The following is a 25,507-nucleotide window of genomic DNA, read 5'->3' on the forward strand; positions in this document are numbered from 1 at the left end:
TCAGCGGGAAAAGGCGGTTTTGGGTGTCAGGCGGTCGAGATCGAACGCTGCGACATCGGCAAGCAGCGAGACGAAGGCGGAGCCGGCGCGATCGACGATGATCCGTCCCTTTTCCGCGGTCGCTGCCTTGGCATTGCCGGCAACGCCCTTGGGATGAAGATCCTGCGCCTGCCAGCCAAAGCCGACGGCGCCTTCGGCCGTGAGCAGGCTGCCGGAGGCCTCGATTTCGACCGTCAGCGGCACGAAATCCTCCGCCTTGTTCATGGCGACGAGATCGCCGTGCAGATGCAGCATGGCGCTGGTCTCAAGGTCGCCGCCATGAATGCCGTGAGCCGACTCGGTAGCTGGAATGATGTCATCGACCGCCGTGATGCGGAACCACGAGCAGGCGACTGCCAGCATGCCGAGCTTCACCCGGATGTCGCGGCAGACGATGTCGATCAGGGCGATCTGGCCGCCATGGGCATTGAAGAACACCAGCTTGCGCACCCCGGCCCGATGAACGCTCTCGGCGATCTCGAACCAGATGCGCGCCAACGTTTCGCCCGATACGGCGATGGTGCCGGGAAAGGCCAGATGCTCGTCGGACTTGCCATAGGGCACGGGCGGTAGCACCAGCACGTCGGCATTGGCGGCAAGTTTACCAAGTGCATCCGACAACACGCCGGCATTGATTGCCGCGTCGACACAGACCGGCAAGTGCGGCCCGTGCTGTTCGACGGCGCCAACGGGCAGCACGACGACGGTTTTCGAGAGGTCGCGTCCAGCGAACTCGGCAGTCGAGAGGCTCCACCAGGAAAAGGAGGTCATGGCGCTGTTCATCCGGCGGCTTCGGCGGCAAGCGTCGCCTTGGCGATCTTGCCGGTCGGGGTCATGGGCAGGCTTACCGCCTTGCGGATGACGAGGGGCGTCAGGTCATAGGAAACGAGAGGCGCAATAGCCGCCTTGAGGGCGATCGGGTCGACCGTCTGGCCGGGGCGCTCGGTGACGAAGGCTATCGGCGTCGCCCCACCGCTCGGGTTGGGAATGCCGACCAGGGCGGCCAGCAAGACGCCGGGCTGGGTGGCGAGCGCTTCTTCGACGTCGCGCGGGAACCAGTCGATGCCATCGACTGTAACGAGTTCGGCGACCCGGCCTCGCATGGTCACATAACCATCGGCATCGATGCTGCCGAGATCGCCCGAATGAAGCCAGCCGCCGCGCGTCGTTTCGGCCGTCTTTTCCGGCCGTCCCCAGTAGCCCGCCATGAAGCCGCCCCTCAGGCAGATCTCGCCGACGGTGCCGATCGGGGCGCGTGTGCCGGAGGTGGTGAGGATCGCCACTTCCTTGTCGGGGGTGCCCGGCCCGATGCGCACGAGCTTGGTGTCGTCCGGCTCGAGTTCTGGGAAGCCGAGTGCGAAGAAGCCGCCGATCTCGCTCTGGCCGAAGCTTTCCACCAATGGCAGCTTCAACACGTCGCGGAAGGCCTTCCGCAGCGTCGGCGGCACCGGTCCGCCACCGGAAAGGCCAAAGCGCAGCGGCGACGGCAAACGGCCGCGTGCCTGCGATTCCTCAAGAAGCTCGGTCAGCACCACGGGATTGCCGACGAAGACGGTGGCGCCGGTTCGTTCCAGTGCTTCCCAGCCGCTTGTCTGGGTCCATTTGCCCATGACGTTGACCGTCGCGCCGACGGCCATTGGCGGCAGCAGGTTGGCAACGAGCTGATAGGAGCTGGAGAGAGCCGTCGGACCGAAAGAGCGATCGTCTGCCCGGATGCGCAATCGCTCGCCGATGCAGCGGGCGGCGGTCACCGTCGGTTCATGGGCGAGACAGGCGCCCTTGGGTTTGCCGGTCGTGCCGGATGTATAGGACAGATGGGCGATCGCCGAGGCATCCTCGGGATCGTTGGGCGGCGTGAAGCAGGCCGCCAGAAGCTCGGGCAATGCATGGGCGCCCTCCTGAGGCCCGTCCATGCAGATGAGATGAGACACGCATCCCACGGCGGCTGCGGCGGTCTTCACCAGGCCTTCCATGTCGTGCGTGTAGATGATCGCCTTGGGGCGGTGGTCGTCGACGTAGTAGGCGAGATCGTCGGCATATTTGACGTTCACCAGCGCCGAAATGGCTCCAACCCGCCAGGTTCCCAGCATGGCGAGGAGATAGTCCATGCCGTTGTGGGCGAAGATCAGCACGCGGTCTCCCGGGGCGACGCCGAGATGGGCCAAAGCGCCCGCCATCGTCTCCATGCCGTCAACTGCCTCCGAGGCAGTCAGAGCCACATCGCGGTCGACCCAGTTGAACGCGACGTTGTCAGGCGCGCGCTCGGCGGCGCGGTAGAGCAAATGGTGCATCAGCATGGTCTTGCATTTCCCTCGACGAGCGGCGTCAGTCGGGTCGACCATGGGCAAGCTGGCGGACGAAGGAAATTCGACGCCCGACATAGAGTTCATTGAATGCCGCCAATTGACGATCGTGCAGCTCGTCGCCGCCGGCCCCGACGCCTCAGGGCAGCCAGACCGACGGCAAGACCACCTCCGCAAGGCCGCTGGCTTGCAGAACGCCCGCTGCGGCTTCGACGCCGGCGCGCGGCATGGGCGCCCAGGTCGCAGCCGGCCCGCGCACGCCATGGTGCTGGAAAGCATTGAGGCGGAGGCGCGTGTGCGGACCGAGCTCATGCGCCAGTGCGGAAAGCGCGGAAATCTCTTCGGGAGAATCGGTTTCGCCGGGAATCATAAGGAAGCGCAGTTCATAGAGTTTGCCGGCCTCGGCAAGCAGTCTGGCCGAGGCGAGCGACAAGTCGTTGTCGGCGCCCGTCAACCGGCGATGGCGCTCGGGATCGAAGGCCTTGATGTCGAGCATCACGCCATCGGTGACTGGCAAAACCCTTTGCCAGCCTTCGGCGGGCAGATTGCCGTTGCTGTCGATGAACAGCGTCAGATGGGCAAGATCCGGCGCTGCCTTGATGGCTGTGAACAGATCGATCAGGAAGTCGAGATGCAATGTCGCCTCGCCGCCGGATACGGTGAGGCCGTTGAGGAAGGGCGCGTTTCGGCGAAGAAGCTCGAGCACGTCGTTCACCGTCATGCGCCGCACCATGGGGTTGGCACGGGTAGGGCAGGCGGACAGACAGCTGTCGCAGGAAATGCAAGGGCCTGGATCGTGGACGACCTTGCGGCCGGACTTCTTCAGGGCGCCGGACGGACAAACGGCGACGCAGGCGCCGCAGTCGCTGCAGACGCCGATGGTATGCGGGTTGTGGCAGGTGACGCAGTGGTAGTTGCAGCCCTGCAGGAACAGCACGAAGCGGTTTCCCGGCCCGTCGACAACCGACCAGGTCAGGAACTTGCTGACGGCGGCGACGCCGTCAGACACCCGAACCTGCCATCAGCTCAAGCCCGACGACGCGCGGCTTGCGGTCGAGAATGTGCACGGTCTCGGCCGCTTCGGCACCGAGCGCCGTGGTGTTGACGCGCGATCCCCTGGCCGCGTTGTAGAGCTTGACGTCGGACAGACGGATCATGAAGCCGGTGACGCGGACGAGGTCGTTGCCGGTCACATTGGCGGTGAACTCGCGGAAGCCGAGCTGCAGGGCGCCCTTGGCAAGCTGGAACACCGCTTCCGGGTTGGACCGCACCGTCTCGTCCAGGGTGAGGATTTCCGAGACGCCTGAGAGATAATGCTTGTGGTGTGGCAGGAGTGCCTGCACGTGGCTCACCGGGTCCGGCTCGCTGCCGTAGGGAATGCGCACGCCGGGCGTCGTGCCGGCGTCGCTGGACAAGCCCGCCTGGGCATGCAGCATGGCGACGCCGCGCCAGACGTGCTCCATCGGCTCTCGCTCGACCAGTTCGGCGAGCCGCGCCGAAATGCGGTGCCCGAGTTCGTTGGCAGCGGCGTCATGTCCGTATCGGCCGGGGCGACCAGCAAGATCCTGCAAGTGGTTGACCGCCTCCGCCATGGCGAAGATGCCGAACATGGCGGTGAAGCGGTCCCTGTCGATCCAGCCTTCCTCGACCAGGAAGTTGCCGTCGAAGAAACCCGACTGGCGGAACAGATAGTCGACGCGGGCGCGCATCAGGCGGGCGTTGAGGTGGACGTATCGCGGCAGCTGGACATCGAGGAAATCGGCTTCGCCAGAGCTCGCCTCGGCGACCTTCTTGAGATTGATGCGGGCAAGCGATGCCGCGCCGCCACGGAGCGGCAGGGCGTTGTAGCAGCTGACGATGGCATAGCCCGGCTCGTCGAACACTTCCCGGTGGATCGGGTGGTTGGCGATGTGGGGCTTGGAGCAGGCGATGATGTTGTCGGTGCAAAGCCGCAGGATGTCCTCGCCGCTTACCTCGGGGTCGTAGAGGAAGGTGAGGTTGGGCGCCACCTGCTTCAGCTCGGCGTCGGCCCTCAGGATGGCGCGGGCGACGCGGTTGTCGGTGGGGCCAATGTCGGCATGCAGGAAGGCGTCCGGCAGAACGCGGTCGATGTAGCGCCAGAAAAGCTTGATCTTGCGGTAAAGTTCGTCGTCCGAGACACCGTCGCAGAAAGGCAGAAGCAGCGCGTCGAGATGGCCGATGAACACCGGCATGCCGGTGACCGAGGGTACGTGATGATAGGCGATCTGCAGCGTGTTGATCGCTTCGTCGAGGGTTTCCGGCTTGGGCAGCTCCAGATGTGTGGAACCGTTCTTCAGCACCACCTCATAGTCCGGAAGCACGTAGCGCGGCTTGTAGGGGGCGTTGCCTTCGTACATGTCGCAGATGATGCGCGCGTCGAGCGCGGCGCGCGTCTCGGCATCAAGCAGCACGTAAGGCAGCATGTTCTCGGCCTCGACCGCCAGCGCATGTTCTTTTTGCTTGAAGCTCAGGGTCGGGTTCTGCGCGATCCGGCGCAGCTGGCTCAGCGTTTCGGTCATGGCGGTTCCTCGTTGTCGGGCGCAAGCATGATACGCCGCTCCGGGAGCGGAGACCATGATTTGGCGCATCAAGCGAGATAAACGAAGGCTTGTCCAGCCGGAGGGTTACCGATCACCTGTCCATGCGTATCGTTCGGCGACTTACCCGCCCCCCTCGTCGGGGATCGCCAGAAGATGGCCGCACGCCTTGCAGTGGACGGCGTCCGGCTCGTGCCGCATGAGGGCGCATTTCGGGCAGCGGAAGGTGACCTTGTAGGGTCGGAACAGCGCCTGCGCGAGGCGCACGAACAGCGAAATGCCGACGATCATGGTGACGATGGAGGTCAGCTTCCCGGCGGTGCCGGGGAGGGTGATGTCTCCAAAGCCTGTGGTGGTTACAGTCGCCACCGTGAAATACAGGGCGTCGACCCAGCCTTCCATGCCTGAGCCCGGTCTCGCAAAGGCGGTGTAGACGAAGCCGGTGATGATGAAGAGGGTGGTGATGAGATTGATCGCCGCCCGACCGACGTCTTCCCACTCCGGATAGCCATACCGGCGGAGCGCGCGCCAGAAGAGTCCTTTCTGGGACAGTGTCCATAAACGCAAAATGCGCAGAAAACCGAGATTGGCGAGCCAAAGGGGGGCCAGCAGCGTCGCAAGCACGACGAAGTCCACCCAGACCGCCGGCCGTCGGAGCCATTGACGAATACTGATGGCCGCCGCCGCCCGCGCCGTCAGGTCGGCGACAAGCAGGAGCGCGACGGCGTAATCGAACCAGAGGAAGGCGCCCAAATCCTGCAGGACTGGGCTGAGGATGAAGAAGCCGATGATGACGAGATCGACCGTCGCGACTGCCCACTGGAAGCGGGTCGCTACCGGATCCGTTCCGACATAAAGCTGGCGCAGGCGCTGGCGCCAGGCCGCGCGATCGAGAGCTTCTTCCGGTTCGTCGTCGTAACGAGGCCGGAAATGCAAAAGCGCTTCGACGCTGGGCCCGTCGTCAGGGTAGTTGTCCGAAGTGCTGGAGTGTGTGTCCCGAGGCTCGGTCGTCACGATTGAGCAGATCCTTCCCATGGCGCCTGCGGGGACGATGAAGGGCGCCCGTCGGTTCCCAGGCCGATTTCATCATGCCTGGAGGGCTCCTACAACCCGACGAACAACCATCTGGCAAGGCGGCGCGTTCCGCCATGAGTGCAAGAGCTCTCGGTAACAACTACAGCCGTTCGGCTCATCTGCCTCAACTTGTTCTCAACTTGTAAAATTTTGGACTTAAGCTGTCTTGTCAAGGGGCGGGGCCTGATTTCGGATCCCCGGTTCAACGCCGTTATAATCTCTTGTTTTAACAATCAAATAATCTTTTCCGAACGCCAGGTCAGGTTGGGTTACCTCGAATCCCGGTCCGAGATCCCGTCCGCAGCATCGCCGTTGTGACAAGTTTCCAACGAAGCGATCCATCGCGAAAACGCAAGAAGCTGGCCGATTTTCCTACCTTTTAAGGTTGGCATGGCTCGTTCTGGAGAAGGGGAAACACCAATAATATTACAACATATTGACAACCGATCAAATGACGCGTCTTCTGAGGGTGGGAGAGAGGATCGAGCGGCAATCCGTTTCAAGAGTTGCGCCGCGGACGACTTCGGCTTGATGGCTGGGATTCCGGCGTCACGCGGCCGGAGGAGGGGCTCCTGCCTTCCGCCACATTGCCGGCAGCGCGCGCTTTCCGGATACGAGAGGAACCACCGTTGATCCCACATCTGGCAATCACCATGGGCGACCCCGCCGGCGTCGGGCCCGAGATCATCGCCAAGGCCTGCAAGGTTCTGAAACCGCAGCTCGATGCGGATGAGCTGCGCCTTCTGGTCATCGGCTCCAATGACGCGCTCAACCGGGCCTGCCGGACTTTCGCGCCTGAACTCGACATCCCCTCAGTGGACGCGGATGGCGACTGGCCGGGGCTCGCCGCGCTGCAGGCCTGCCCAGAGGGGGAGCCGATCCTGCCCGGCGTACTGTCGACGGACGGCGGGCGCTTCGCCTATCACGCCGTCGAGCAGGCGGTGCAACTGGCAAAGGCGGGGCGCATCCACGGTATCGTCACGGCGCCGCTCAACAAGGAGGCCCTGAACAAGGCCGGTTTCCATTTCGCGGGTCATACCGACCTTCTCGCCCATCTCACGGGCGCCAAGGGATCGGTGATGATGCTGGCCCACGGCAACATGCGGGTCAGCCACGTGACGACCCACATCGCCCTCGAGGACGTGCCGAAGAAGCTGACGCCGGAACGCCTGCGCTACGTCATTGACCTCACGGCCGAGACGCTCGAGGGGCTCGGGCTGCCGCGCCGCCGCATCGCCGTTGCCGCGCTCAATCCGCACGCGGGCGAGGGTGGGCTGTTCGGCCGTCAGGATATCGAGGTCAGCGAACCGGTGATCGCCCAGTGCGTGGCCGAGGGACTCGATGTCGTCGGGCCGGTGCCGGGCGATACCGTGTTCGTCAAGCTGCACGCTGGCCAGTTCGATGCGGTGATTGCCATGTATCATGATCAGGGTCACATCCCCGTCAAGCTGCTCGGCTTCAACGTCGATCCGAAGACCGGCAAATGGGACTCTTTGTCCGGCGTCAACATTACGCTCGGCCTGCCGATCATCCGCACCTCGGTCGACCACGGCACGGCGTTCGACATCGCCGGCAAGGGCATTGCCAACGAGCTGAGCTTGCTCGAGGCGGTGGACTATGCGCTTCGGTTGGCGGCGACGCGCGTCTCCGGGCTCAAGGGAGCCGGCAAGCCATGATCGCTCCGCTGAACGCGCTGGGAGCGCCGATCGATCTCATCCAGCCGCCTCGCCTGATCTTCGGTCGGGGCACCGCGGCCGAAGCCGGGCGTTGGCTGGCTTCCCATGGCATCCGCCGCCCCATGGTCGTGACCGACACCTTCAATGCCGCCCGCGTCGGCGGCCTGGATCTGCCGGGCGATCCGTTGGTGTGGGGAGACCTCGCCGGCGAGCCGACCACCGACGATCTCGCCCGCGTCGTCGCAGCCGCCGAGCAAGCGGGCGTCGATGCCGTCATCGGTTTCGGCGGCGGCAGCTCCATGGATCTCGCCAAGCTGGTCGCCGTTCTGCCCGGCAGCGGGCAAAGCTTTTCCGAAGTCGTCGGCGCCGAGAGGGTGGCGGGCAGGAAGCTGCCGATCGTCCAGGTGCCGACCACGGCCGGGACCGGCAGCGAGGTCGGGACGCGCGCGTTGGTCACCGACGTGGCGGCCCTGGCCAAGTGCGCTGTCCAGAGCCGGCACATGCTGGCCGACCTTGCCGTCGTCGACCCCGATCTAGCACTCGGCATGCCGCGCTCGATTACCGTGGCGACAGGCGTCGATGCGCTCGCCCATTGCGTCGAGGCCTTCACCAACAGGAAGGCTCATCCGGTCATCGATCTCTACGCTCTCGAAGGTATCCGGCTCGTCGGGCTCTGGCTGGCGAAGGCGGCCGACGACGGCCACGACCCGGATGCGCGCGCCGGCATGGCGCTCGCTTCGCTCTATGGCGGCTATTGCCTCGGACCGGTCAACACCGCTGGCGGCCATGCCGTTTCCTATCCGTTGGGCGCTCGCTACCATGTGGCGCATGGCGCTGCCAACGCGCTGATCTTCCCACACGTTCTGGCCTTCAACGCACCGGCCACGCCGGATCGGACGGCGGCAATTCTCGAAGCGCTGGGACTGCCCGTCTCGACCGACTCGGCCAAGGTGTTCGACGCCGCCAACGACTGGTGCGTGCGGCTCGGCTGCGAGATGCGGATGTCGGCTTTTGGAGTGCCGGCCGACGATCTGCCGGCCATGGCCGGAGAGGCGCACGCCATCCGCCGGCTCCTCGACAACAATCCGCGCGATCTCGCCGAAGCTGACATTCTCTCGATCTATCGCGCCGCCTTCTGACGCGTTGCATGGAAGTGGAAAGCCTCATGAGCACGACCAAGGGTCCCTTCGTCGCCATTGTCACGCCGTTCGATAGCCGGGAGGAGGTCAACGTTGCCGCGCTCACCCGGCAGGTCGAGCGTCAGGCGGCAGCCGGTAACGGCGTCTTCTGCGCCGGCACCAACGGCGAGTTCTACACCCTGTCCTTCGACGAGAAGGTGCTGGTGGCAAGGACCTCGGTCGAGGCCGCCGCCGGCCGCGTGCCGGTGCTCGCCCATGTCGGCGAGATCTCGACGCATCAGACGATCGTCTTGGGCAAGGCGGTGGAGACGCTGGGGGTCGCCGCCGTCTCGGTGGTGGCGCCGTCGTTCATCGCCTGCTCGCAGGATGAACTCGTCGGCCACTACACACGGGTTGCCGATGCCCTCAAGGTGCCGGTCTATCTCTACAACATACCGGCGCGCACCGGGAACAAGATCGAGCCCGAGACGGCGGCGCGGCTCGCCGATCATCCGAATATCGTCGGCATCAAGGACAGCGCCGGCTCCGAGGAGAGCCTCGACGGCTTCCTGGCCGTTGCCCGGTCACGCCGGGACTTCGACGTGCTGGTCGGGCCGGACCATCTCATCCTGCATGGTCTGCGCAACGGCGCGGCCGGCTGCATTTCCGGCCTCGGCAACATTGCACCGCTGACGCTGAACGCCATCTGGAAGGCCCATGTCGCCGGTGATGTCGCCGCTGCGGATGCCGCCCAGGCCCACTACGGCGAGCTTCGCAAGGCGCTCTATGCTCACGGTTTTCCCCCGACCATGGTCAAGCGCGCCCTCTATCTCGCCATGCCGGAGGTCGGCAAGAGCCGCAGCCCGGCGGTGGTCACCGACGAAGTCAACGACAAGGTGGCGGCCGTTTCGAAGGCTTTCGCCGAAGCTGTTGCCTGAGACAGGGCGGACGGTTGCCCGTCGGTCTTTTTCCGAAGCCTTGGGTCGTCTCGCCCGGAGCAAGCGCTTTCCGGGCGAGACGCGTGTTTCCAAGCTGTCTCAGGCAGGCTCCTTGTCCTGGGCCTTGTCCAGCCAACGCTTGACGGTGTTACGATCGATGCCGAGCCGCTGAGCGGTGCGGGTGACATTGCCGTTCTCGGTCCTGAAAACCTTGGCGACCTTGGCGGCGATGAAGTCGTCAAGCGTCGCGTCGGATTCATCCTTGTCGTCCCCTCCGGCCATGCCCATGTCGGCAAACTCCGTCATTAACGGCATGTCGAACGGCGAAAGGGTGTGCAAGGTCGTGTATTTCTCGGCGAGATTCTCGAGCTCCCTGACGTTGCCCGGCCACGAATAGTGGCGCAACGTCGCCAGGATCTTCTCGGGTATCGTCGGCACCGGAATGCCGCGACGCTCGCACTTCCTGCCGAGGAACAGCGCGAACAGCTGTTCGGGGTCGTTCTCTCGTTCCCTGAGTGGCGGGATCTTCAGGTCCAGAGTGTTGAGGCGATAGAAGAGGTCGGCGCGCAGACGCCCCTGCTGGATTTCCTCAAGCGGCTTTCTGTTGGTGGTGGCGATGATGCGGACCTTGATCGGGATGATCTTGTTGCCGCCGACGCGCATGATCTCCTGTGTCTGCAACGCTCTGAGCAGTTTGGACTGCAGGAAGAAATCCATTTCGGTCAGCTCGTCGAGGAACAGCGTTCCCTCGTGGGCGAGCTCGAAAAGACCGATCTTGCCCGAGCGGGCCGCGCCGGTGAACGCGCCCGGGGCGTAGCCGAACAACTCGCTTTCAAGCAGCGCACCCGGCAGCGCCGCGCAGTTCACCGCCACGAAGGGACCCTTGGCAAGAGGGCCGGCGTTGTGGATGGACTGCGCGAACAGCTCCTTGCCGGTGCCCGTCTCCCCGACGATCATGATGTTGCTGTCGGTCTGACTGTACTGTTTTGCTACCGCCACCAGTCGGCGCATCTTCTCGCTGGCAAAGAAGATGTCGTCGAAAGTGTACTTGGCATAGAAGCCGCTGTCGGCGAGTTTCCTGCGGATGACGTTGCCGGCATCCTGAATTTTCTGGACCGGCTGGAACAGGATGACCGAGGCGCCCCCCGTGACATTGTCGGCCGAGACCGTGATGTGGTCGAGCGCCAGTTTCTCGTCCCGATAGTTGACCAGCATGTTGCGGGCGGTCTGGTTCTTACGAAAGGCCCTGTTGAGTTCGGCGCTGTCGAAATAGTCCGACAGCAGGGTGCCGATCAGTTCGTCGCGCGGCTGGGACAGGATATCGCAGCCCTGGCGGTTGATTTCCTCGATGATGCCTTCCCGATTGATCAGGATGGCGCCTTCCCTTGAGCAATTGAGAACGGTGGCGAGCTTCTCCTCGGCAAGGATGTAGCGGCAGAGGTTGTTGTAGACCAGCATGGCGCGCTCGAAAGCGTCGAGCAACGTCTCCAGGCTGGACTCGATCAGATAGGCGTCCAGCCCTCGCGCCTGGGCCCAGTGATATGCGATGGCGTCCCCGATCACGACATCCGGATCCCATTCGCCGATCCGATCCATCTGCGCCTGGAAGGACGACTTCTCCTTCAGTTCGAAGGAGCGATAGGTGCGTCCGAGCACATCGCATACCGGTGCGACGAGGTTGATGAGCGGTTCGAAACCGGCCACGGCGATCTTCGTCGTCTCCGTGGTCTCCTGGTAGACATAGGCGAGGGTGCGCTGCACCGACGCCTCGACCTCAATGACTTCGACGCCGAGTTCCTGGCGAATGAGGCGCGCGGTGCCGCCGCGACTTATGAAGATCTTGGCGCCCTCGGCGAGGGCTTGCCGCGCCGCTCTGACGCCCTGCTGCAGATCTCCCAAGTAAACCTTCGCCGGATAGCCGGATGCGTCGACGATACTCTGGGCGGCGATGCTGATGCGCTCGTGCGGCGCAATGAATGCAATGGCCATGGTGTCCTCCCGGTTGGGAGGATGAGGTGCCTATCGAGGAAAGACAAGATGCCACCGTTGCGTAGTGCATCAGTCACGCCGGCAATTCGCATCAATTGTCCACCGGCTGCCACCTTGATCCAATAGAAAAATGAGAAGATTCAACTTACTAGACGATTTGGCATGGTGCTTGCGTTTCGAGGGGGCGAGGCGAGAGGAGAAGCGCCGAGCAGGGATGATGAAATCTGGAGAGGAGACATCCATGAAGAACTTGCGAAAATACCTCATGATCGGCCTCGCGGCGGCGACGCTGTCGACCACGGGTCTTCCTGCCTGGGCCGATCAGGTGTTGAACATCGCCCATCCCGCGCTTGAGCAGAGCTGGTCGCCCTTGCAGGGCGGTGGACATGTTGCGCGCTGGCAATCGCTGTGGTGGGCCGCGCCGATGTACTTCGACAAGGATGGCAAGCTGACGTCCTACGTGCTGTCGAGCGCCACCCATGACGATAGCTTCCAGAACTGGACGCTGACCATCGACCCGAAGGCCGTCTTCTCGGATGGATCCAAGATCACGGCCGAGGATGTCGTCGGAACTTGGAATCTTTGTGCCCGTCCGGCCACCAAGCATGCCCGCGTCAACCTGTTCCTCGGGGACGTCGAAGGCTTCAACGACGTGATCGTCGGCAAGGCCAAGGACATGACCGGTCTGTCCATTGCCGCCGACGGTACCATCAGCGTGAAACTGTCGACGCCGGATCCGATCTTCGACCAGAAGATCGCCACCGCGCTCATTCCCCCGGTGAAGGTGTCGCAGGCCGTCGACGAGAATGGCGCCGAGAAGGGTGACTGGTGGCGGCCCGAGAACGGCGTCGTCGTGTCCGGCCCGTTCATGCCCGAGAGCATGGACCTCGACCAGGGCATCGTGACGATGGTTCCCAACCCGAACTTCTTCGGGCCGAAGCCGAAGCTCGATAAGGTGGTGATCACCACGGTGTCCGATCCGATTACCGCCACGCTGATGCTGAAGCGCGGCGAGATGGACGCCGCCACCGAGCTGATCACCCCCACCATCATTCAGGACCTTGGTGCCGACTTCCTCGGCGGCCCGGCGCTCGCCAAGGGCCAGCAGTTCTGGTTCGATCTTTCCAAGCCGCCGATGGACGATATCAACGTCCGCAAGGCGCTGACCATGTCGGTCAACTCCCAGGAACTGGCCATCGCGGCCTTCCCTGAGGGGCCGTTTACCGCTGCCACGCAGATCCTCAACAAGGTGCCCGGCGTCGACCCGGATTTCCCCAAGTACCCGTTCGATCCGGAAGCGGCCAAGGCAGCGCTCGCCGCATCCAAGTACAAGGATGCCGGCCATCTGCCGAAGATCATGTTCGTCGGCATTTCGACGCCGACGCATGAAGCGGCTGCCCAGTATATCGCCGAACAGTGGCGCAAGATCCTGGGCATCCAGGGCACCGAGATGAAGCCGGCCATCGAGACCTATTCGGGGCCCGACCAGAAGAGTGTCCAGGTGTTCCGCGACGACGTCGGCACGCGCGTGCCGGACGCGGTCTCCTATCTGATGGGGTCCATCCACTCGGGCTCAGGCAATGCCATGAACAAGATGGGCGGCTACAAGAACGAGGAAGTCGACAAGCTCCTCGAGGAGGCATCCGCCAAGGGCGTCGAAGACCCGGACCGCATCGGTTTCGCCCAGAAGGCGCAGCGCGTCTTCCGCGAAGACTGGATGTACATCCCCTACTACTATGACGTGATGTCGAAGTGGGCGATGCCCTGGGTGCAGAACTTCGACAAGAACGATGACTGGCAGGTCATCGAGCCTTGGAACGTCACCATCGACGAAGAGAACCGGCCGTAAAGGCCAACTCGAAAAGGGGCGGGCAGGGCGACTCCTCGCCCGCCCCACGACGTCCGGAAGGCGTGCTGATCGGTCTCGATCGGCCTGACCGCAAAGCGGCCACTCAAGAAAAAGACACTGGTGCATTCGCTTGGCGGCCGGACTTCTGGTCCGGTCGGCGGATGCTCCGGATATTGCCGGAGGAATGTCCCATGGGGCGCTACGTAATCAGTAGACTTGTCAGGTGGATACCATCTGTCTTCATCCTTCTCCTGCTCGTCTATGCACTGGTCTATTTCGGTGCCGGCGACCCGATCAAGCTCATCTTCCTGCAGGCTCCGGGCGACGTCGCCTACGATCCGGCGCGCGTCGAAGCGATCCGCGAGGCGGCCGGTCTCAACCGGCCATTCCTGGTGCAGTTCTGGGATTATATCCTGAATGTCGCCCAGGGAAACTTCGGCAACTCCCTGGTATCTGGCCGCTCCGTCAACTCGATGGTCGCCGCGGCGCTGCCGGTGACGCTCAAGATCGGTCTCGCGGCGATCCTGATCGTGTCTCTGGTCGGGATCCTGCTCGGCGTGATCGCCGCCCTCAACCAGAACAAGTGGCTCGACAACCTCATCGTCGGCTTCGCGCTGATCATCTGGGGCATTCCGGTGTTCGTCGCCGGCCCGCTGATCATCGTGTTCATGGTTCTGGTGCTGAACCTCAACGTTCCCTACGGCTGGGCAGGCCTGTTCGACGTCAAGGTGATCGTGCCGCTTCTGGTGCTCGGTCTCAACCCGATGGCGCTGATCATCCGCCAGGCGCGCGCCGGCGTGCTGGAGGTGCTCAGCGAGGATTACGTGCGCACCGCCCGCGCCAAGGGCATTCCCAACTATCAGGTGGTGATGCGCCACATCATGCGGCCCGTTCTGACCCCGGTGGTCAGCCAGATCGGCCTTCTGGTGATCGCCACGCTCAACAACTCGATTCTCATCGAGAAGGTGTTCGGCCTGCCGGGCCTCGGTCGCATGACGGAAACGGCGATCAAGTCGTCGGACTATCCCGTCATCCTGGCGATCGTCCTGATCTTCTCGATCGTCGTCATGGCCTCGAACCTTCTCGTGGACATTTCCTACCCGCTGCTCGACCCCCGCGCCGCCGCGAAAAAGACGGAGGATGAATGATGACGGACCAAGCTATCCCTCTGCAGCAGGAAGAAAAACAGTTCAGCCTGGCCAAGGACGCCTTCATCCGCCTGATCGCCAACCGTCTGGCCATCGTCGGCATGGTCCTGGTCGCCTTCCTGTTCTTCGTCGCCATCTTCGGACCGTATCTCACGCCTTACGACTTCCTGAGTCAGGATCTGATGGCGCGCAACCAGGCCCCTTCATGGCAGCACTGGTTCGGCACCGACGACCTCGGGCGTGACATCATGAGCCGCGTCATCTACGGGTCGCGGACGGCGGTGATCGTCGGGTTTTCGACGGTGTCCTTCAGCCTGGTCATCGGCCTCTTCATGGGCGCGCTCGGCGGCTATTTCGGCGGCAAGGTCGACGCCTTCGTGGTGTGGCTGATCGACATCACCATGTCGATTCCGTCACTGCTCCTGGTCATCGTGATCAACGTGTCGCTGAAGCCGCCGCTGGTGAACTGGATGGATGCTCAGTTCCTAGCAACCGGCAACGAGTTCTATCGCAACACCATCTGGGTCGACTTCGTGCTGGTGTTCGGATCGCTGGCGTTGATCAAGTGGCCGAAGGCCGCGCGCATCATCCGCGGCCAGATCCTGTCGATCCGCAACAAGAACTACGTGCTGGCGGCGGAGGCGCTCGGCGTGCCGACGTCGAAGATCGTTCGTCGCTACGTCATCCCCAACGCGATCGGGCCGATCATCGTCTACATCAGCGCCGCTCTGGGCGAGGCCATGGTGCTGGAGTCGTCCTTCAGCTTCCTTGGCGTCGGTGTCCGTCCGCCGATCCCCAGCTGGGGCAACATGATCAGCGACGGCCTGCGCATCTGGCAGCTCTATCCGCACGTTCTCGCCGCGCCGGCGGCGGTGCTGGCGATCGTCACCATCGCGTTCAGCTTCCTTGGCGACGGCCTGAACGACGCTCTCAATCCGCGGCAGTGGAAATGAGCCCGCGACAGCAAGAAGAAAGGGAGGGCGTCGTGACCAAGCTTCTGGAAGTCAACAACCTGCACACGCGCTTCAAGGTCAGGAACGGCTATCTTCATGCCGTCAACGGCGTTTCGTTCAGCCTCGACAAGGGCGAGATGCTGGGCGTGGTCGGCGAATCGGGCTGCGGAAAGAGCGTGTCCATGATGAGCCTGATCCGTCTGCTGCCGCCGGCGGCGCAGATCACCGAAGGCGAAGTGCGCATCGATGGCGAGGATATCACCCACGCCAGCGTGAGCCGGGTCAACTCCATCCGCGGATCGAAGGTCGGCATGATCTTCCAGGATCCGATGACCTCGCTCAATCCGTTCATGAAGATCGGCGACCAGCTCGTCGAAGGCATCGTCTATCACAAGAAGATAACGAAGGCCGAGGCGCTGAAGCAGGCCGCCAAGTATCTGAAGATGGTCGGCATTTCCAACGCCGAGCATCGGTTGACCGAGTATCCGCACCAGTTGTCTGGCGGCATGCGCCAGCGCGTGATGATCGCCATGGCCCTGCTCAACGAGCCGTCGCTGGTCATCGCCGACGAGCCGACCACGGCGCTCGACGTGACCATCCAGGCGCAGATCGTCGAACTGGTGAAGGACCTGCGCGAAAAGCTCAACATGTCCATCATCTGGATCACCCATGACCTCAGCCTTCTGGCCGGCATGGTCGATCGGATCATGGTCATGTACGGCGGCTACGTGGTCGAGGAGGCGGTGCTCGACGACATCTACAACTCGCCGCTGCACCCCTACACGATCGGTCTGCTGAAATCGATCCCGAGCCTCAAGACCGAGGCCGGCAGTCGTCTGCCGTCCATTCCGGGCGCGCCGCCTAACCTCTTCACCGTACCCACCGGATGCCCGTTTGCACCCCGGTGCGAACACAAGATCGATCGTTGCCAGACCGAAGTGCCCGCGCTGGCCGCCGTGCCGGGATCGAGCGGAGACAGGCCTCATCGCGTCGCCTGCTGGGTCGACATGCGCGGCAGGGGGGTGGAGCAATGACCATGCATGCAAACCAGAAGCCGCTTGTCGTGGTGGAGAACCTCGTCAAGCATTTCCCCATCAAGATCGGCGCCTTCGGCAATCAGTCGGCTGTGGTTCATGCCATCGACGGGGTCAGCTTCGAGATCTACCAGGGTGAAACCCTTGGCCTCGTGGGTGAATCGGGCTGTGGCAAGTCGACCACCGGTTTCGCGCTGCTACAGCTTCACAAGGCGACGTCCGGCAGCGTGAAGTTCGACGGCGTCGATATCGCCCGACTGCCGGCCAAGGAACTCCGGGCCATGCGCAAGCGGGTCCAGATCGTTTTCCAGGATCCCTATTCGACGCTCAATCCCCGCATGACCATCGGCGAAGCTCTGGCCGAACCGATGCGCGTGCACAAGATCTGTCCCGAAAAGGACATCCAGCATCGCGTCGCACAACTGATCCGCGACGTCGGTCTCAACCCCAACGTCGCCAACCGCTATCCGCACGAGTTCTCGGGCGGCCAGAGGCAGCGCATCTGCATCGCCCGGGCGTTGGCCAGCGATCCCGAGTTCATCGTTTGCGACGAACCGATCTCGGCGCTCGACGTGTCGATCCAGGCGCAGATCATCAATCTGCTCATGGACATACAGGAAAAGTACAACCTGACTTACCTGTTCATCGCTCATGATCTCGCCGTGGTCCGCCATATCTCCGACCGCGTCGCCGTGATGTATCTCGGCAAGATCATGGAAATCGCCAGCAAGGACGATCTGTTCGGACATCCGATGCATCCCTACACCAAGGCGTTGCTGTCGGCTGTCCCCGAGGCCGATCCGGATCTGGAGCGAACGCGCAAGCGCATCATCCTGCAGGGTGACGTGTCGAACGCCATCGATCCTCCCTCCGGCTGTCGGTTCCATCCCCGTTGTGCCTACGCGACTGAGATCTGCTCCCAGTCGATCCCAGAACTCACCGACCAGGGAGGCGGGCACCGGGTCGCCTGTCTCCGCTTGGCCGAAATCGAGAAAGAGACCGCCTAGTCCGATCACGAACATGTCGGAACGCACGCATTGCCCCGGTCGCCAAGCCAGTGGCGATCGGGAAAGGGAGGGTTTGTCTTCGTTAAGGCAACCCGCGATGCGCCCGGCGACCGGCTGTGAGGAGACCGCCGGACAACGAGCGGCGAGCAAAAGAACGGAAACGCGCCAATGAAAGTGCTTCAAGAGCGGACAATTCCGACGCCCTGCGTGAGCAATCATGCCTCCAATCTCCTTGAACTTGGCAACGGCGATCTCCTGTGCGCCTGGTTCGGCGGCTCCATGGAGGGCTCCTCCGACATCAGCATCTACATGGCGCGCTATGACCACGGCCGTGATACTTGGCTCGACCCCGTCAGGATGTCCGACGATGCGATGCGCTCGGAGCAGAATCCGGCGCTGTTTCGGCATCCCTCGGGCGAGCTCTGGCTTCTCTACACGGCTCAGGAGAAGGCCGACCAGGGCACGGCCGTCGTTCGCCTCCGCAGGTCGGCCGACGAAGGGCGAATCTGGAGCGAGACCGTCGACCTCATCGGGCGGCCCGGCACGTTCATTCGCCATGCGCCGGTCGTCAATCCGGCCGGCTTGTTGCTTCTGCCGATCTGGCACAGCGACATGCACAATGCGTTCGGCGATGATTACAGCCTTGTTCAGGTTTCGGCCGACGGCGGGCGCAGTTGGGATGCGGTCGAGGTGCCCGACAGCCGGGGCTGCGTCCACATGGACATTCTTGAGAACTGCCGGGTGGCTTTCTTCCGGCGGCGCCAGTCCGATTTCATCTTCCGCTGCGTGTCGGAAGATGGCGGGCTCAGTTGGTCGGCGCCGCAGCCGACGACACTGCCCAACAACAACTCGTCGATACAGGCCCGCGAGCTCGACGACGGGCGGCTTGCCATCGTCTACAACGAGATCGCCGCCGCCGGACGCCCTGGCGAGAGCGCCGTTCCCCCCTGGATCAAGGACCGGGAGGCGTTCCTTTCGGCCTGCGGAACGATCGAGAACGGCGCCATCTGGGGCGTTCCACGCAATCCACTCGTTCTCTCCACTTCGACCGACCTTGGGCTCACATGGCGCAAGGAGTTGGTCCTGGAGGCCGATGCCGCCCTGCGTTCGGTCCATGACGAGCGAGGCGCCTTTGTCGGTGATTACTCCTATCCCTCGATCATCCAGACATCGGATGGGTTGGTGCAGGTCAGCTACTCGTATCTGCGTGACTACATCAAGCATGAGACGCTTTTAACCTAGTCGTTGTTGCTCGAACTCAAGCCGAATCCGAGCGGGAGCTCGTCATGATGCAAAATGAAAAGATCGCGATTATTGCAGACGACTATACCGGGGCTGGAGATGCAGGTATTCATTTCGCCCGTTTCGGTCGCAAGATCGAACTATTGCTGCATGCTGACGCGATTGATCGGAGGTGTCTGGATAATACCGACATCGCCCTGACCAGCGAGACGCGCTTCCTCAATCCCGCGGAGGCGGGAAACGTGGTTCTCGACATGGTCCGGCGGTGCCGGGCTGTCGGATACGAACGCATTTTCAAGAAGATAGACTCGACCATGCGCGGCAATCCGGGCAGCGAGGTGGAAGCCGTGCTGTTGGGAACCGGGCTTGCCGCCGCCCTCATCTGCACCGCCATGCCGAAAACCGGCCGGACCTGTGCTGACGGCGTGATCTATCTTGACGGCGTACCGCTGCACCTGAGCGAGATCGGGCGCGATCCTTTCCATCCTCTTTCGAGCTCGAACGTTGCCGACCTGCTCCGCCTGCAGACCGATCTGCCGATCGGATTCATCGGGCTAAAGGACATCGAAGCGGGTGAGGCGACACTTCGGCGGACGATAGCGTCCATGCTGGACCGTGGCGTCAGGCTGATCGTTGCCGACGCCGTCGAGGATGGCCATCTGGCGGCCTTGGCGCAGCAACTCAAATCAGGTGACCTGCTGCCCGTTGGGGCAGGAGGCTTCGCCGAGGCGCTTGCGCGCCTCAGCGCACCGGAGGGGTTGGCGGTGGCGGCGCGCAGGGTAGCGCTCCATCGGCCGATCGTTTCCGTGGTCGGCAGCCTGACGGAGGTATCGCGTCGCCAGGCGACCCATGCCGACAAGAGCGGTCTGTTCCGGACCATCGACATCCGCTCGGATGCACCGCCGGCCGACATTCGAAGCGCTTGCGAGGCGCGGCTCAGCGAACCCGACGGGAGCCAGCCGAACATTCTTCTCCGGGTGGTGAATGGCGAGCGATCGGGCAAGATTTCCCGCGAGGATGGCGAGCGGGTCGCCGAAAAGCTCGGCTATGCCACCGCCAGCATCTGCGATCTCGTATCGTGCCGGACGATCGTCTCGACCGGTGGCAGCACGTCGATGGCGGTTGCCGAAGCGCTCGGCATCGAATCGGTCGATCTCATCGACGAAATCATGCCGGGTATCGTCGTCGGTGCCTGCAACCGGCCAAACGGCGACATAGAGTGGTTCATTTCCAAAGCCGGCGGCTTCGGAGATGAAAGCCTGCTGACCGAGATCGACGCCCGATGCATCGGAGCGTGACGGGCGACCGCTGCTTGCACAAGTTTACAAATTGGGATTAGTTGTTTCCTGGCCCTTTCTTGCCGTTCCTATCCGAGGCCAGAGATCGTGACGAACCAGAACACAAGGCGCCGGACGACGCTGTCGGACAGCGTCTATCACTCCCTGCTTGGTCGAATCTCCAACGGCGAATACCAGGTAAACCAGAAGCTGCCGCCGGAGGCGGTGCTGTCCCAGGAGTTCGGCGTGTCCCGCCCCGTGCTCCGATCGGCTCTCGAAAGGCTGCGCGAGGAGGGGCTGATCCAGTCGCGACAGGGGGCCGGCAGCTACGTGCGTGGGCCCGTGTCGACCCCGGTCGGCTTTTCTCCCGTCGAGACGCTGGCCGACATTCAGCGCTGTTACGAGTTCCGGTTGACGATCGAAACCCAGGCGGCCGCGCTTGCCGCCGTGCGGCGTGACGAGACGGCGCTCGCGGGCATTGCCGAGGCGCTCGATCTGATGCGGGCGGCGACCGGCTCCCACCAGCATCGCGAGGATGCGGACTTTGCCTTTCACCTGGCGATCGCCCAGGCGTCCAACAATCAATACTTCGAGGCGACATTCCGAGCTCTGAGGGAACACATCAATGTCGGCATGCGCCTCCACGGCATGTCGCTGATGACCGGCGGGGGGCTTGAAGAAACGTTGGCCGAGCACAACGGTCTGTTTGACGCGATATCGACCGGCGACGGGGAAAGGGCTTGCGAGCTGATGCGAGCCCATCTCGAGCACTCGCGTGACCGCCTGTTCGGCGGTGGGCTGCTCGATCTTCGCATGTCGCGTCATTCGGCCAGGGGATGACGACAAGGCCTCTTCCGTGGCGTTGTCGATGCGCGAAGCACTCTCGGACGAGTTGACAGGTCGGGGCAGAAGACATAGCGGCGAGCAGGTATCGTTCGCCGTAGAGACGTGGCCGTCGGGCCGAAGTTGGGAGTTTTTCGAGTGTCTGAGAAAATGGAGTCCGCCGCCGGTCTTGCCGACCTGCTGATCGCCGCACGCCTCAAGGGTGAGAAGCTCACTGGTGACGCGATCGGAAAATTTGCCCCGACGGATGCGGCGGCAGCCGACGCGGCGCAACTCGCAGTCGCCGCGAAGCTCGGTGCGGTTGGCGGCTACAAGGTGCTTCAGGTGGGTGATGCTCCCGGTAGCTGGGGCGTCGTTCTTGCTGAACGGATCTTCACGGCACCTGCCAAGGTGGCCTACTCGACCTCTTCGCTCAAGGTCGAAGCCGAGATTGCCTTTGAGTTCGGACGCGATCTGCCCGGCAAACCGGGCGGGGCGGCCTATACGGCCGAAGACGTGGCCGAGGCGATCACCGGAGCCTTTGCCGCGTTCGAAATTCTGGAAAGCCGCCTCGCAGACGATCCGCTTCCGTCGCCACTTCTGGCGCGCGCCGACTTCATGGGCAACTGGGGCCTCGTGAAGAGCTCGCCCGTCGCCGATTGGCGGCGCCTCGTCCACGCCGACGTGGCCGTTCGGCTGGAAGTTGGAGGGCGCGTTGTCGTCGACCAACGGGGCGGCCATCCCTCCGGCGTGCCATCCCATCCGCTGACCTGGCTTGCCAACACGCTGGCGGCTTCCGGTCGGCCGCTTCTGGCGGGAAGTGTGGTGACGACCGGTGCCTTTGGTGGCGGCCACGCCATCGTATCGGGCGAGACGGCGGTGGCGACGATCGAAGGCTTCGAGCCTATTCGGTTCACGTTGGAAAGCTGAGCGCCGGGGCGTTCCGGAAAGGTAAAGGATAAGCTAATGCCGCCTTTAGATTTTCTTTGGGCGGCCTTCAGCGAATTCGACTTTCGTATATGTGGGCGAACGCCTATATGGAGGGCGTCGAACGAGGTTGTTCGGCGCAACGAAAGGAAAACCGAGATGTTCGCCCAGGCTCCCCTCAACAGGACGTTCCGCGAGTCTCGCGCCGTCGAGCGGGACACCACCTATGTGCGCGGTTTCGGTTCCGAGTTCCGTGAGCGTCAATATGTCCGCACCGGCGGTAGCCGGGTCTCCGGTCTCTGATCGGTACGGACGATAGCCGAACTGCTTGCGCCGAGCGCCCGGTCCTTTGGATGTCGGGCGCTTTGCCTTTTTTGGCAAGCCGTCGCTTGGTTGGGGGTAGCCCCTTGCCGAGGCGCGGGGCTACCTTCGTGCGGCGGAACCGATCAGTTCTGCAGGTGCGCCTCGAGGAACCACAGCGCCTTGTCGAGCGCACGCGAATAGCCGGTCAGGATGTCGGCGGTGTCGGCGTCCCCTGCTTCGTCGGTCTGGTCGATGCCGTCGCGGACCGCCGTTGCTGCCTTGGCGTAGCGTTCGGTCAGCGCCTTGAGGTGCTCATCCTCGGCAGTGATGTCCGCCGGATAGGCGGGAAGGCGGCTTGCGGTCGCGACGCCCTGCAGCGTACCGTTGGCAATCCCGCCCAACTGAACGATGCGCTCGGCCACGGTATCGATGTTGCCGTCGATTTCGGTCCGGAACCCATCGAGCATCTCATGAATGGCGATGAAGCGCGGCCCTTTCAGGTTCCAGTGCGCCTGCTTGGTCAGCAGCGCCAGATCGATGCTGTCGGCGAGCAGTGCGCCGAGGACCTCGATCGAAACCTTCTTGGCGTTCGACTTCAGCGTATTGTGGGTCTTCATTTTCACTCTCCTTCGCTCGCGAATGTCCTGACCGGCCGAGCGGGTTGCCTTGTGAAGGGCTGACCTGTGCCGTCAGCTGCCTGATCTCACAGGGCGAGACGCTCGGATGGGGTTACCGGTGCGAAACTCACGCGGGCTGGGAGGGTTCCTCTCTCCGCATTCTTACGGAGGAAGGGCCGGATCTGCTGGTGGTTCGAAGACGGCCCTCCCCAGATGATGTTGGAGCTTCCTACGGAAGAATACGATGTCCAAGCTCGCTGGATTGACCCGACTCAGTTCCCGGTCAATACCATCAATTGAGCCGAGGTTCTCCAGATGCCACAATATCTGGAGCTAAGAGGGAAGCCGGTGCAATGCCGGCGCTGCCCCCGCAACTGTAGGCGGGAAGTGGACGATCCAGGAATGTCACTGGTGCGACGCACTGGGAAGACGGATCGGCCGCCAAGACCCGCGAGCCAGGAGACCTGCCCCGGCCTATGAGAAGTTTCCTCGGGCGGGGTGCACCGGTGGATCGTCGTCGATGCATGGCCGGAGCGCGCTTCGTCCCTGTCGATAGCGTTCCCTTTCGTTCCCTGCCTCCATACCGGGTGCAGAAGAGCGATGTCGGAAATCAGTCCAGTCAAACCGCCTCAACACGTCCTCAAGCGTTCGGGGGCGCTGGTCCCGTTCGATGCCGGCAAGATCCGTTCCGCCATGGAACGCGCCGGTGCCGCCTCTGGCGAGTTTTCCGGCGGCGAGGCGGAGCTTCTGGCGTTGCAGGCGGTCAAGGTGCTTGCCCATCGCTTTGCCGGACGCGTCCCGTCGATCGAGGAGATTCAGGACGTCGTCGAGCAGGTTCTGATTTCCGCGAACCACTTCGCCACGGCGCGCGCCTATATCGTCTATCGGGAGCAGAGGGCGCGTCTGCGGCGCGACGCCAACACTGTCGTCGATGTGGTCGCTTCGATCGACGAGTATCTCGAACGAGCCGACTGGCGGGTCAATGCCAACGCCAATCAGGGCTATTCGCTCGGCGGCCTCATTCTCAACGTTTCCGGCAAGGTAACGGCCAACTACTGGCTCAGTCACGTCTATCCGCCGGAGGTGGGGCAGGCGCATCGCAACGGCGACATCCATATTCACGACCTCGACATGCTGTCGGGCTATTGCGCCGGCTGGTCCCTCCGCACTCTGCTGACCGAGGGCCTCAATGGCGTGCCGGGCAAGGTGGAGGCCGGACCGCCCAAGCATCTTTCGAGCGCCGTCGGCCAGATCGTCAACTTTCTCGGCACGCTGCAAAACGAGTGGGCCGGCGCCCAGGCGTTCTCGTCCTTCGATACCTACATGGCTCCCTTCGTCCGCAAGGACCGGCTTTCCTACGAGGATGTCCGGCAATCGATCCAGGAGCTGATCTACAATCTCAACGTTCCCTCGCGCTGGGGGACGCAAACGCCCTTCACCAACCTCACCTTCGACTGGGTGTGTCCGGATGATCTGAAGGAACAGGTGCCGGTCGTCGGTGGGGTCGAAATGGATTTCCGGTACGGCGATCTCCAGGCGGAGATGGACGTCATCAATCGCGCCTACATGGAGGTGATGACGGCGGGCGACGCCAAGGGCAGGGTGTTCACTTTCCCGATCCCCACCTACAACATCACCAAGGACTTTCCGTGGGACAGCGAGAATGCGGCGCGTCTCTTCGAGATGACGGCCAAATACGGGCTGCCCTACTTCCAGAACTTCCTTAATTCCGAACTGACGCCGAACATGGTGCGTTCCATGTGCTGCCGGTTGCAGCTCGATCTCCGGGAGCTGTTGAAGCGCGGCAACGGATTGTTCGGCTCGGCCGAGCAGACGGGGTCGGTCGGCGTGGTCACGGTGAACTGCGCCCGGCTCGGTTATCTTCACAAGGGTGATGAGGCCGGATTGTTCGATCGGCTCGACGAGCTCCTGGCCATCGGGCGCACCAGCCTCGAGATCAAGCGCAAGACGATCGAGCGACTGATGGACGAAGGGCTCTTCCCCTATACCAGGCGCTATCTCGGCACGCTGCGCAATCATTTCTCGACGCTCGGCCTCAATGGCGTCAACGAGATGGTCCGCAACTTCACCGGTGATGCGGAGGACATCACGACGGAGTGGGGCGAAGCCTTTGCCATCCGCCTGCTCGATCACGTGCGGGCGAAGATGGTCGCTTTTCAGGAAGAGACAGGGCATCTCTACAATCTCGAAGCAACGCCGGCCGAGGGGACGACCTATCGCTTCGCCCGGGAGGACAAGAAGCGCTTTCCCCGCATTTTGCAGGCCGGTACGCCGGATGCGCCCTATTACACCAACTCCAGCCAGCTGCCCGTCGGCTTTACCGATGACGCCTTCGAGGCGCTCCGTCGGCAGGAACCGCTCCAGACACGCTACACCGGCGGAACGGTGCTCCACCTCTACATGGGGGAGCGCATTTCGTCGGCGGAGGCTTGCAAGAAGCTGATCCGGCGATCGCTCGAAAACTTTCGGCTGCCCTACATCACCGTGACGCCGACGTTCTCGATCTGCCCCAAGCATGGCTACATCGCCGGCGAGCATGAGTTCTGTCCGATCTGCGATGCCGAACGGCTGGCCGCCAAGCGTGCCGCAGCCGAATGACCCCCACCGAAGGA

21 protein-coding genes and 1 riboswitch are annotated in these 25,507 nt (G+C 63.2%); of the genes, 14 read left to right on the top strand and 7 right to left on the bottom strand.

The window, feature by feature from the left end; all coding sequences use genetic code 11:
• The 5 genes from M4J39_RS16495 to M4J39_RS16515 form a co-directional block, all read right to left on the bottom strand.
• Positions 1 to 810, bottom strand: coding sequence for a creatininase family protein (locus M4J39_RS16495; RefSeq protein WP_251729498.1), 810 nt, complete (start codon positions 808 to 810; stop codon positions 1 to 3).
• A gap of 8 nt (positions 811 to 818) precedes the next feature.
• Positions 819 to 2,336, bottom strand: coding sequence for a class I adenylate-forming enzyme family protein (locus tag M4J39_RS16500; RefSeq protein WP_251729499.1), 1,518 nt, complete (start codon positions 2,334 to 2,336; stop codon positions 819 to 821).
• Between the two features lie 145 nt (positions 2,337 to 2,481).
• Positions 2,482 to 3,351: a YjjW family glycine radical enzyme activase gene (locus M4J39_RS16505; protein ID WP_251729500.1), complete on the bottom strand. Its 870-nt coding sequence runs from the start codon at positions 3,349 to 3,351 to the stop codon at positions 2,482 to 2,484.
• Positions 3,344 to 4,882: a YjjI family glycine radical enzyme gene (locus M4J39_RS16510; protein ID WP_251729501.1), complete on the bottom strand. Its 1,539-nt coding sequence runs from the start codon at positions 4,880 to 4,882 to the stop codon at positions 3,344 to 3,346. The genes M4J39_RS16505 and M4J39_RS16510 overlap by 8 nt, the downstream gene beginning before the upstream one ends.
• Before the next feature lie 141 nt (positions 4,883 to 5,023).
• Positions 5,024 to 5,836: a potassium channel family protein gene (locus M4J39_RS16515; protein WP_251729563.1), complete on the bottom strand. Its 813-nt coding sequence runs from the start codon at positions 5,834 to 5,836 to the stop codon at positions 5,024 to 5,026.
• A gap of 767 nt (positions 5,837 to 6,603) precedes the next feature.
• On the opposite strand from M4J39_RS16515, the gene pdxA reads away from it, so the two are divergent.
• The 3 genes from pdxA to M4J39_RS16530 are packed head-to-tail and all read left to right on the top strand — an operon-like array spanning position 6,604 to position 9,706.
• On the top strand, positions 6,604 to 7,650 hold the full coding sequence (gene pdxA / locus M4J39_RS16520; protein ID WP_251729502.1) for a 4-hydroxythreonine-4-phosphate dehydrogenase PdxA: 1,047 nt from the start codon (positions 6,604 to 6,606) through the stop codon (positions 7,648 to 7,650).
• Between the two features lie 8 nt (positions 7,651 to 7,658).
• Positions 7,659 to 8,789, top strand: a complete 1,131-nt coding sequence (locus M4J39_RS16525; RefSeq protein WP_251729564.1) for an iron-containing alcohol dehydrogenase — start codon at positions 7,659 to 7,661, stop codon at positions 8,787 to 8,789.
• 26 nt (positions 8,790 to 8,815) lie between these two features.
• Entirely contained in the window at positions 8,816 to 9,706 is an 891-nt protein-coding gene (locus M4J39_RS16530; protein ID WP_251729503.1) for a dihydrodipicolinate synthase family protein, read from the top strand.
• A 99-nt stretch (positions 9,707 to 9,805) separates the two neighbouring features.
• On the opposite strand, the gene M4J39_RS16535 is transcribed toward M4J39_RS16530, so the two are convergent.
• Positions 9,806 to 11,695, bottom strand: coding sequence for a sigma 54-interacting transcriptional regulator (locus tag M4J39_RS16535; RefSeq protein ID WP_251729504.1), 1,890 nt, complete (start codon positions 11,693 to 11,695; stop codon positions 9,806 to 9,808).
• Positions 11,696 to 11,909: 214 nt separating this feature from the next.
• On the opposite strand from M4J39_RS16535, the gene M4J39_RS16540 reads away from it, so the two are divergent.
• From M4J39_RS16540 to M4J39_RS16585, 10 genes are all read left to right on the top strand, one after another.
• Positions 11,910 to 13,544 (top strand): ABC transporter substrate-binding protein, encoded by a 1,635-nt coding sequence (locus tag M4J39_RS16540; RefSeq protein ID WP_371875468.1) that lies wholly within the window; start codon positions 11,910 to 11,912, stop codon positions 13,542 to 13,544.
• A gap of 191 nt (positions 13,545 to 13,735) precedes the next feature.
• Positions 13,736 to 14,692 (top strand): ABC transporter permease, encoded by a 957-nt coding sequence (locus M4J39_RS16545; protein WP_251729506.1) that lies wholly within the window; start codon positions 13,736 to 13,738, stop codon positions 14,690 to 14,692.
• Positions 14,689 to 15,645, top strand: a complete 957-nt coding sequence (locus M4J39_RS16550; RefSeq protein ID WP_251729507.1) for an ABC transporter permease — start codon at positions 14,689 to 14,691, stop codon at positions 15,643 to 15,645. Before M4J39_RS16545 ends, M4J39_RS16550 begins: the two co-directional genes overlap by 4 nt.
• 32 nt (positions 15,646 to 15,677) lie before the next feature.
• Positions 15,678 to 16,679, top strand: a complete 1,002-nt coding sequence (locus tag M4J39_RS16555) for an oligopeptide/dipeptide ABC transporter ATP-binding protein (RefSeq protein WP_251729508.1) — start codon at positions 15,678 to 15,680, stop codon at positions 16,677 to 16,679.
• Positions 16,676 to 17,686 (top strand): ABC transporter ATP-binding protein, encoded by a 1,011-nt coding sequence (locus M4J39_RS16560; protein ID WP_251729509.1) that lies wholly within the window; start codon positions 16,676 to 16,678, stop codon positions 17,684 to 17,686. Before M4J39_RS16555 ends, M4J39_RS16560 begins: the two co-directional genes overlap by 4 nt.
• Before the next feature lie 168 nt (positions 17,687 to 17,854).
• Positions 17,855 to 18,928, top strand: a complete 1,074-nt coding sequence (locus M4J39_RS16565; protein ID WP_251729510.1) for an exo-alpha-sialidase — start codon at positions 17,855 to 17,857, stop codon at positions 18,926 to 18,928.
• A 44-nt stretch (positions 18,929 to 18,972) separates the two neighbouring features.
• Complete coding sequence (locus tag M4J39_RS16570) at positions 18,973 to 20,226, top strand: four-carbon acid sugar kinase family protein (protein ID WP_251729511.1); 1,254 nt, start codon at positions 18,973 to 18,975, stop codon at positions 20,224 to 20,226.
• 87 nt (positions 20,227 to 20,313) lie between these two features.
• On the top strand, positions 20,314 to 21,045 hold the full coding sequence (locus tag M4J39_RS16575; RefSeq protein ID WP_251729512.1) for an FCD domain-containing protein: 732 nt from the start codon (positions 20,314 to 20,316) through the stop codon (positions 21,043 to 21,045).
• A 141-nt stretch (positions 21,046 to 21,186) separates the two neighbouring features.
• The gene (locus tag M4J39_RS16580; RefSeq protein WP_251729513.1) at positions 21,187 to 21,957 is read left to right on the top strand and encodes a fumarylacetoacetate hydrolase family protein; all 771 of its coding nucleotides are present in this window, start codon (positions 21,187 to 21,189) and stop codon (positions 21,955 to 21,957) included.
• Positions 21,958 to 22,113: 156 nt separating this feature from the next.
• The gene (locus M4J39_RS16585; RefSeq protein ID WP_251729514.1) at positions 22,114 to 22,257 is read left to right on the top strand and encodes a hypothetical protein; all 144 of its coding nucleotides are present in this window, start codon (positions 22,114 to 22,116) and stop codon (positions 22,255 to 22,257) included.
• Positions 22,258 to 22,400: 143 nt separating this feature from the next.
• Here the strand turns inward: M4J39_RS16585 and dps are convergent, their stop codons facing one another.
• Positions 22,401 to 22,898, bottom strand: coding sequence for a DNA starvation/stationary phase protection protein Dps (gene dps, locus M4J39_RS16590; RefSeq protein ID WP_371875472.1), 498 nt, complete (start codon positions 22,896 to 22,898; stop codon positions 22,401 to 22,403).
• 263 nt (positions 22,899 to 23,161) lie between these two features.
• Positions 23,162 to 23,361: riboswitch (cobalamin riboswitch) on the top strand.
• Positions 23,362 to 23,474: 113 nt separating this feature from the next.
• Here dps and M4J39_RS16595 point away from each other — a divergent pair.
• The gene (locus tag M4J39_RS16595) at positions 23,475 to 25,493 is read left to right on the top strand and encodes a ribonucleoside triphosphate reductase (RefSeq protein WP_251729516.1); all 2,019 of its coding nucleotides are present in this window, start codon (positions 23,475 to 23,477) and stop codon (positions 25,491 to 25,493) included.
• Positions 25,494 to 25,507: the final 14 nt, after the last annotated feature.

This window comes from Pleomorphomonas sp. NRK KF1, from assembly GCF_023721755.1.
Lineage (GTDB): Bacteria > Pseudomonadota > Alphaproteobacteria > Rhizobiales > Pleomorphomonadaceae > Pleomorphomonas.

What these genes read in the sequence shown, in the direction of transcription:
- M4J39_RS16560 (WP_251729509.1), top strand. Translation starts at nt 16,676, where the DNA reads ATGACCATGCATGCAAACCAGAAGCCGCTTGTCGTGGTGGAGAACCTC.
- M4J39_RS16495 (WP_251729498.1), bottom strand. Translation starts at nt 810, where the DNA reads ATGACCTCCTTTTCCTGGTGGAGCCTCTCGACTGCCGAGTTCGCTGGA.
- M4J39_RS16595 (WP_251729516.1), top strand. Translation starts at nt 23,475, where the DNA reads ATGTCGGAAATCAGTCCAGTCAAACCGCCTCAACACGTCCTCAAGCGT.
- M4J39_RS16585 (WP_251729514.1), top strand. Translation starts at nt 22,114, where the DNA reads ATGTTCGCCCAGGCTCCCCTCAACAGGACGTTCCGCGAGTCTCGCGCC.
- M4J39_RS16530 (WP_251729503.1), top strand. Translation starts at nt 8,816, where the DNA reads ATGAGCACGACCAAGGGTCCCTTCGTCGCCATTGTCACGCCGTTCGAT.
- M4J39_RS16510 (WP_251729501.1), bottom strand. Translation starts at nt 4,882, where the DNA reads ATGACCGAAACGCTGAGCCAGCTGCGCCGGATCGCGCAGAACCCGACC.
- M4J39_RS16550 (WP_251729507.1), top strand. Translation starts at nt 14,689, where the DNA reads ATGATGACGGACCAAGCTATCCCTCTGCAGCAGGAAGAAAAACAGTTC.
- M4J39_RS16565 (WP_251729510.1), top strand. Translation starts at nt 17,855, where the DNA reads ATGAAAGTGCTTCAAGAGCGGACAATTCCGACGCCCTGCGTGAGCAAT.
- M4J39_RS16500 (WP_251729499.1), bottom strand. Translation starts at nt 2,336, where the DNA reads ATGCTGATGCACCATTTGCTCTACCGCGCCGCCGAGCGCGCGCCTGAC.
- M4J39_RS16535 (WP_251729504.1), bottom strand. Translation starts at nt 11,695, where the DNA reads ATGGCCATTGCATTCATTGCGCCGCACGAGCGCATCAGCATCGCCGCC.
- M4J39_RS16540 (WP_371875468.1), top strand. Translation starts at nt 11,910, where the DNA reads ATGATGAAATCTGGAGAGGAGACATCCATGAAGAACTTGCGAAAATAC.
- M4J39_RS16570 (WP_251729511.1), top strand. Translation starts at nt 18,973, where the DNA reads ATGATGCAAAATGAAAAGATCGCGATTATTGCAGACGACTATACCGGG.
- M4J39_RS16545 (WP_251729506.1), top strand. Translation starts at nt 13,736, where the DNA reads ATGGGGCGCTACGTAATCAGTAGACTTGTCAGGTGGATACCATCTGTC.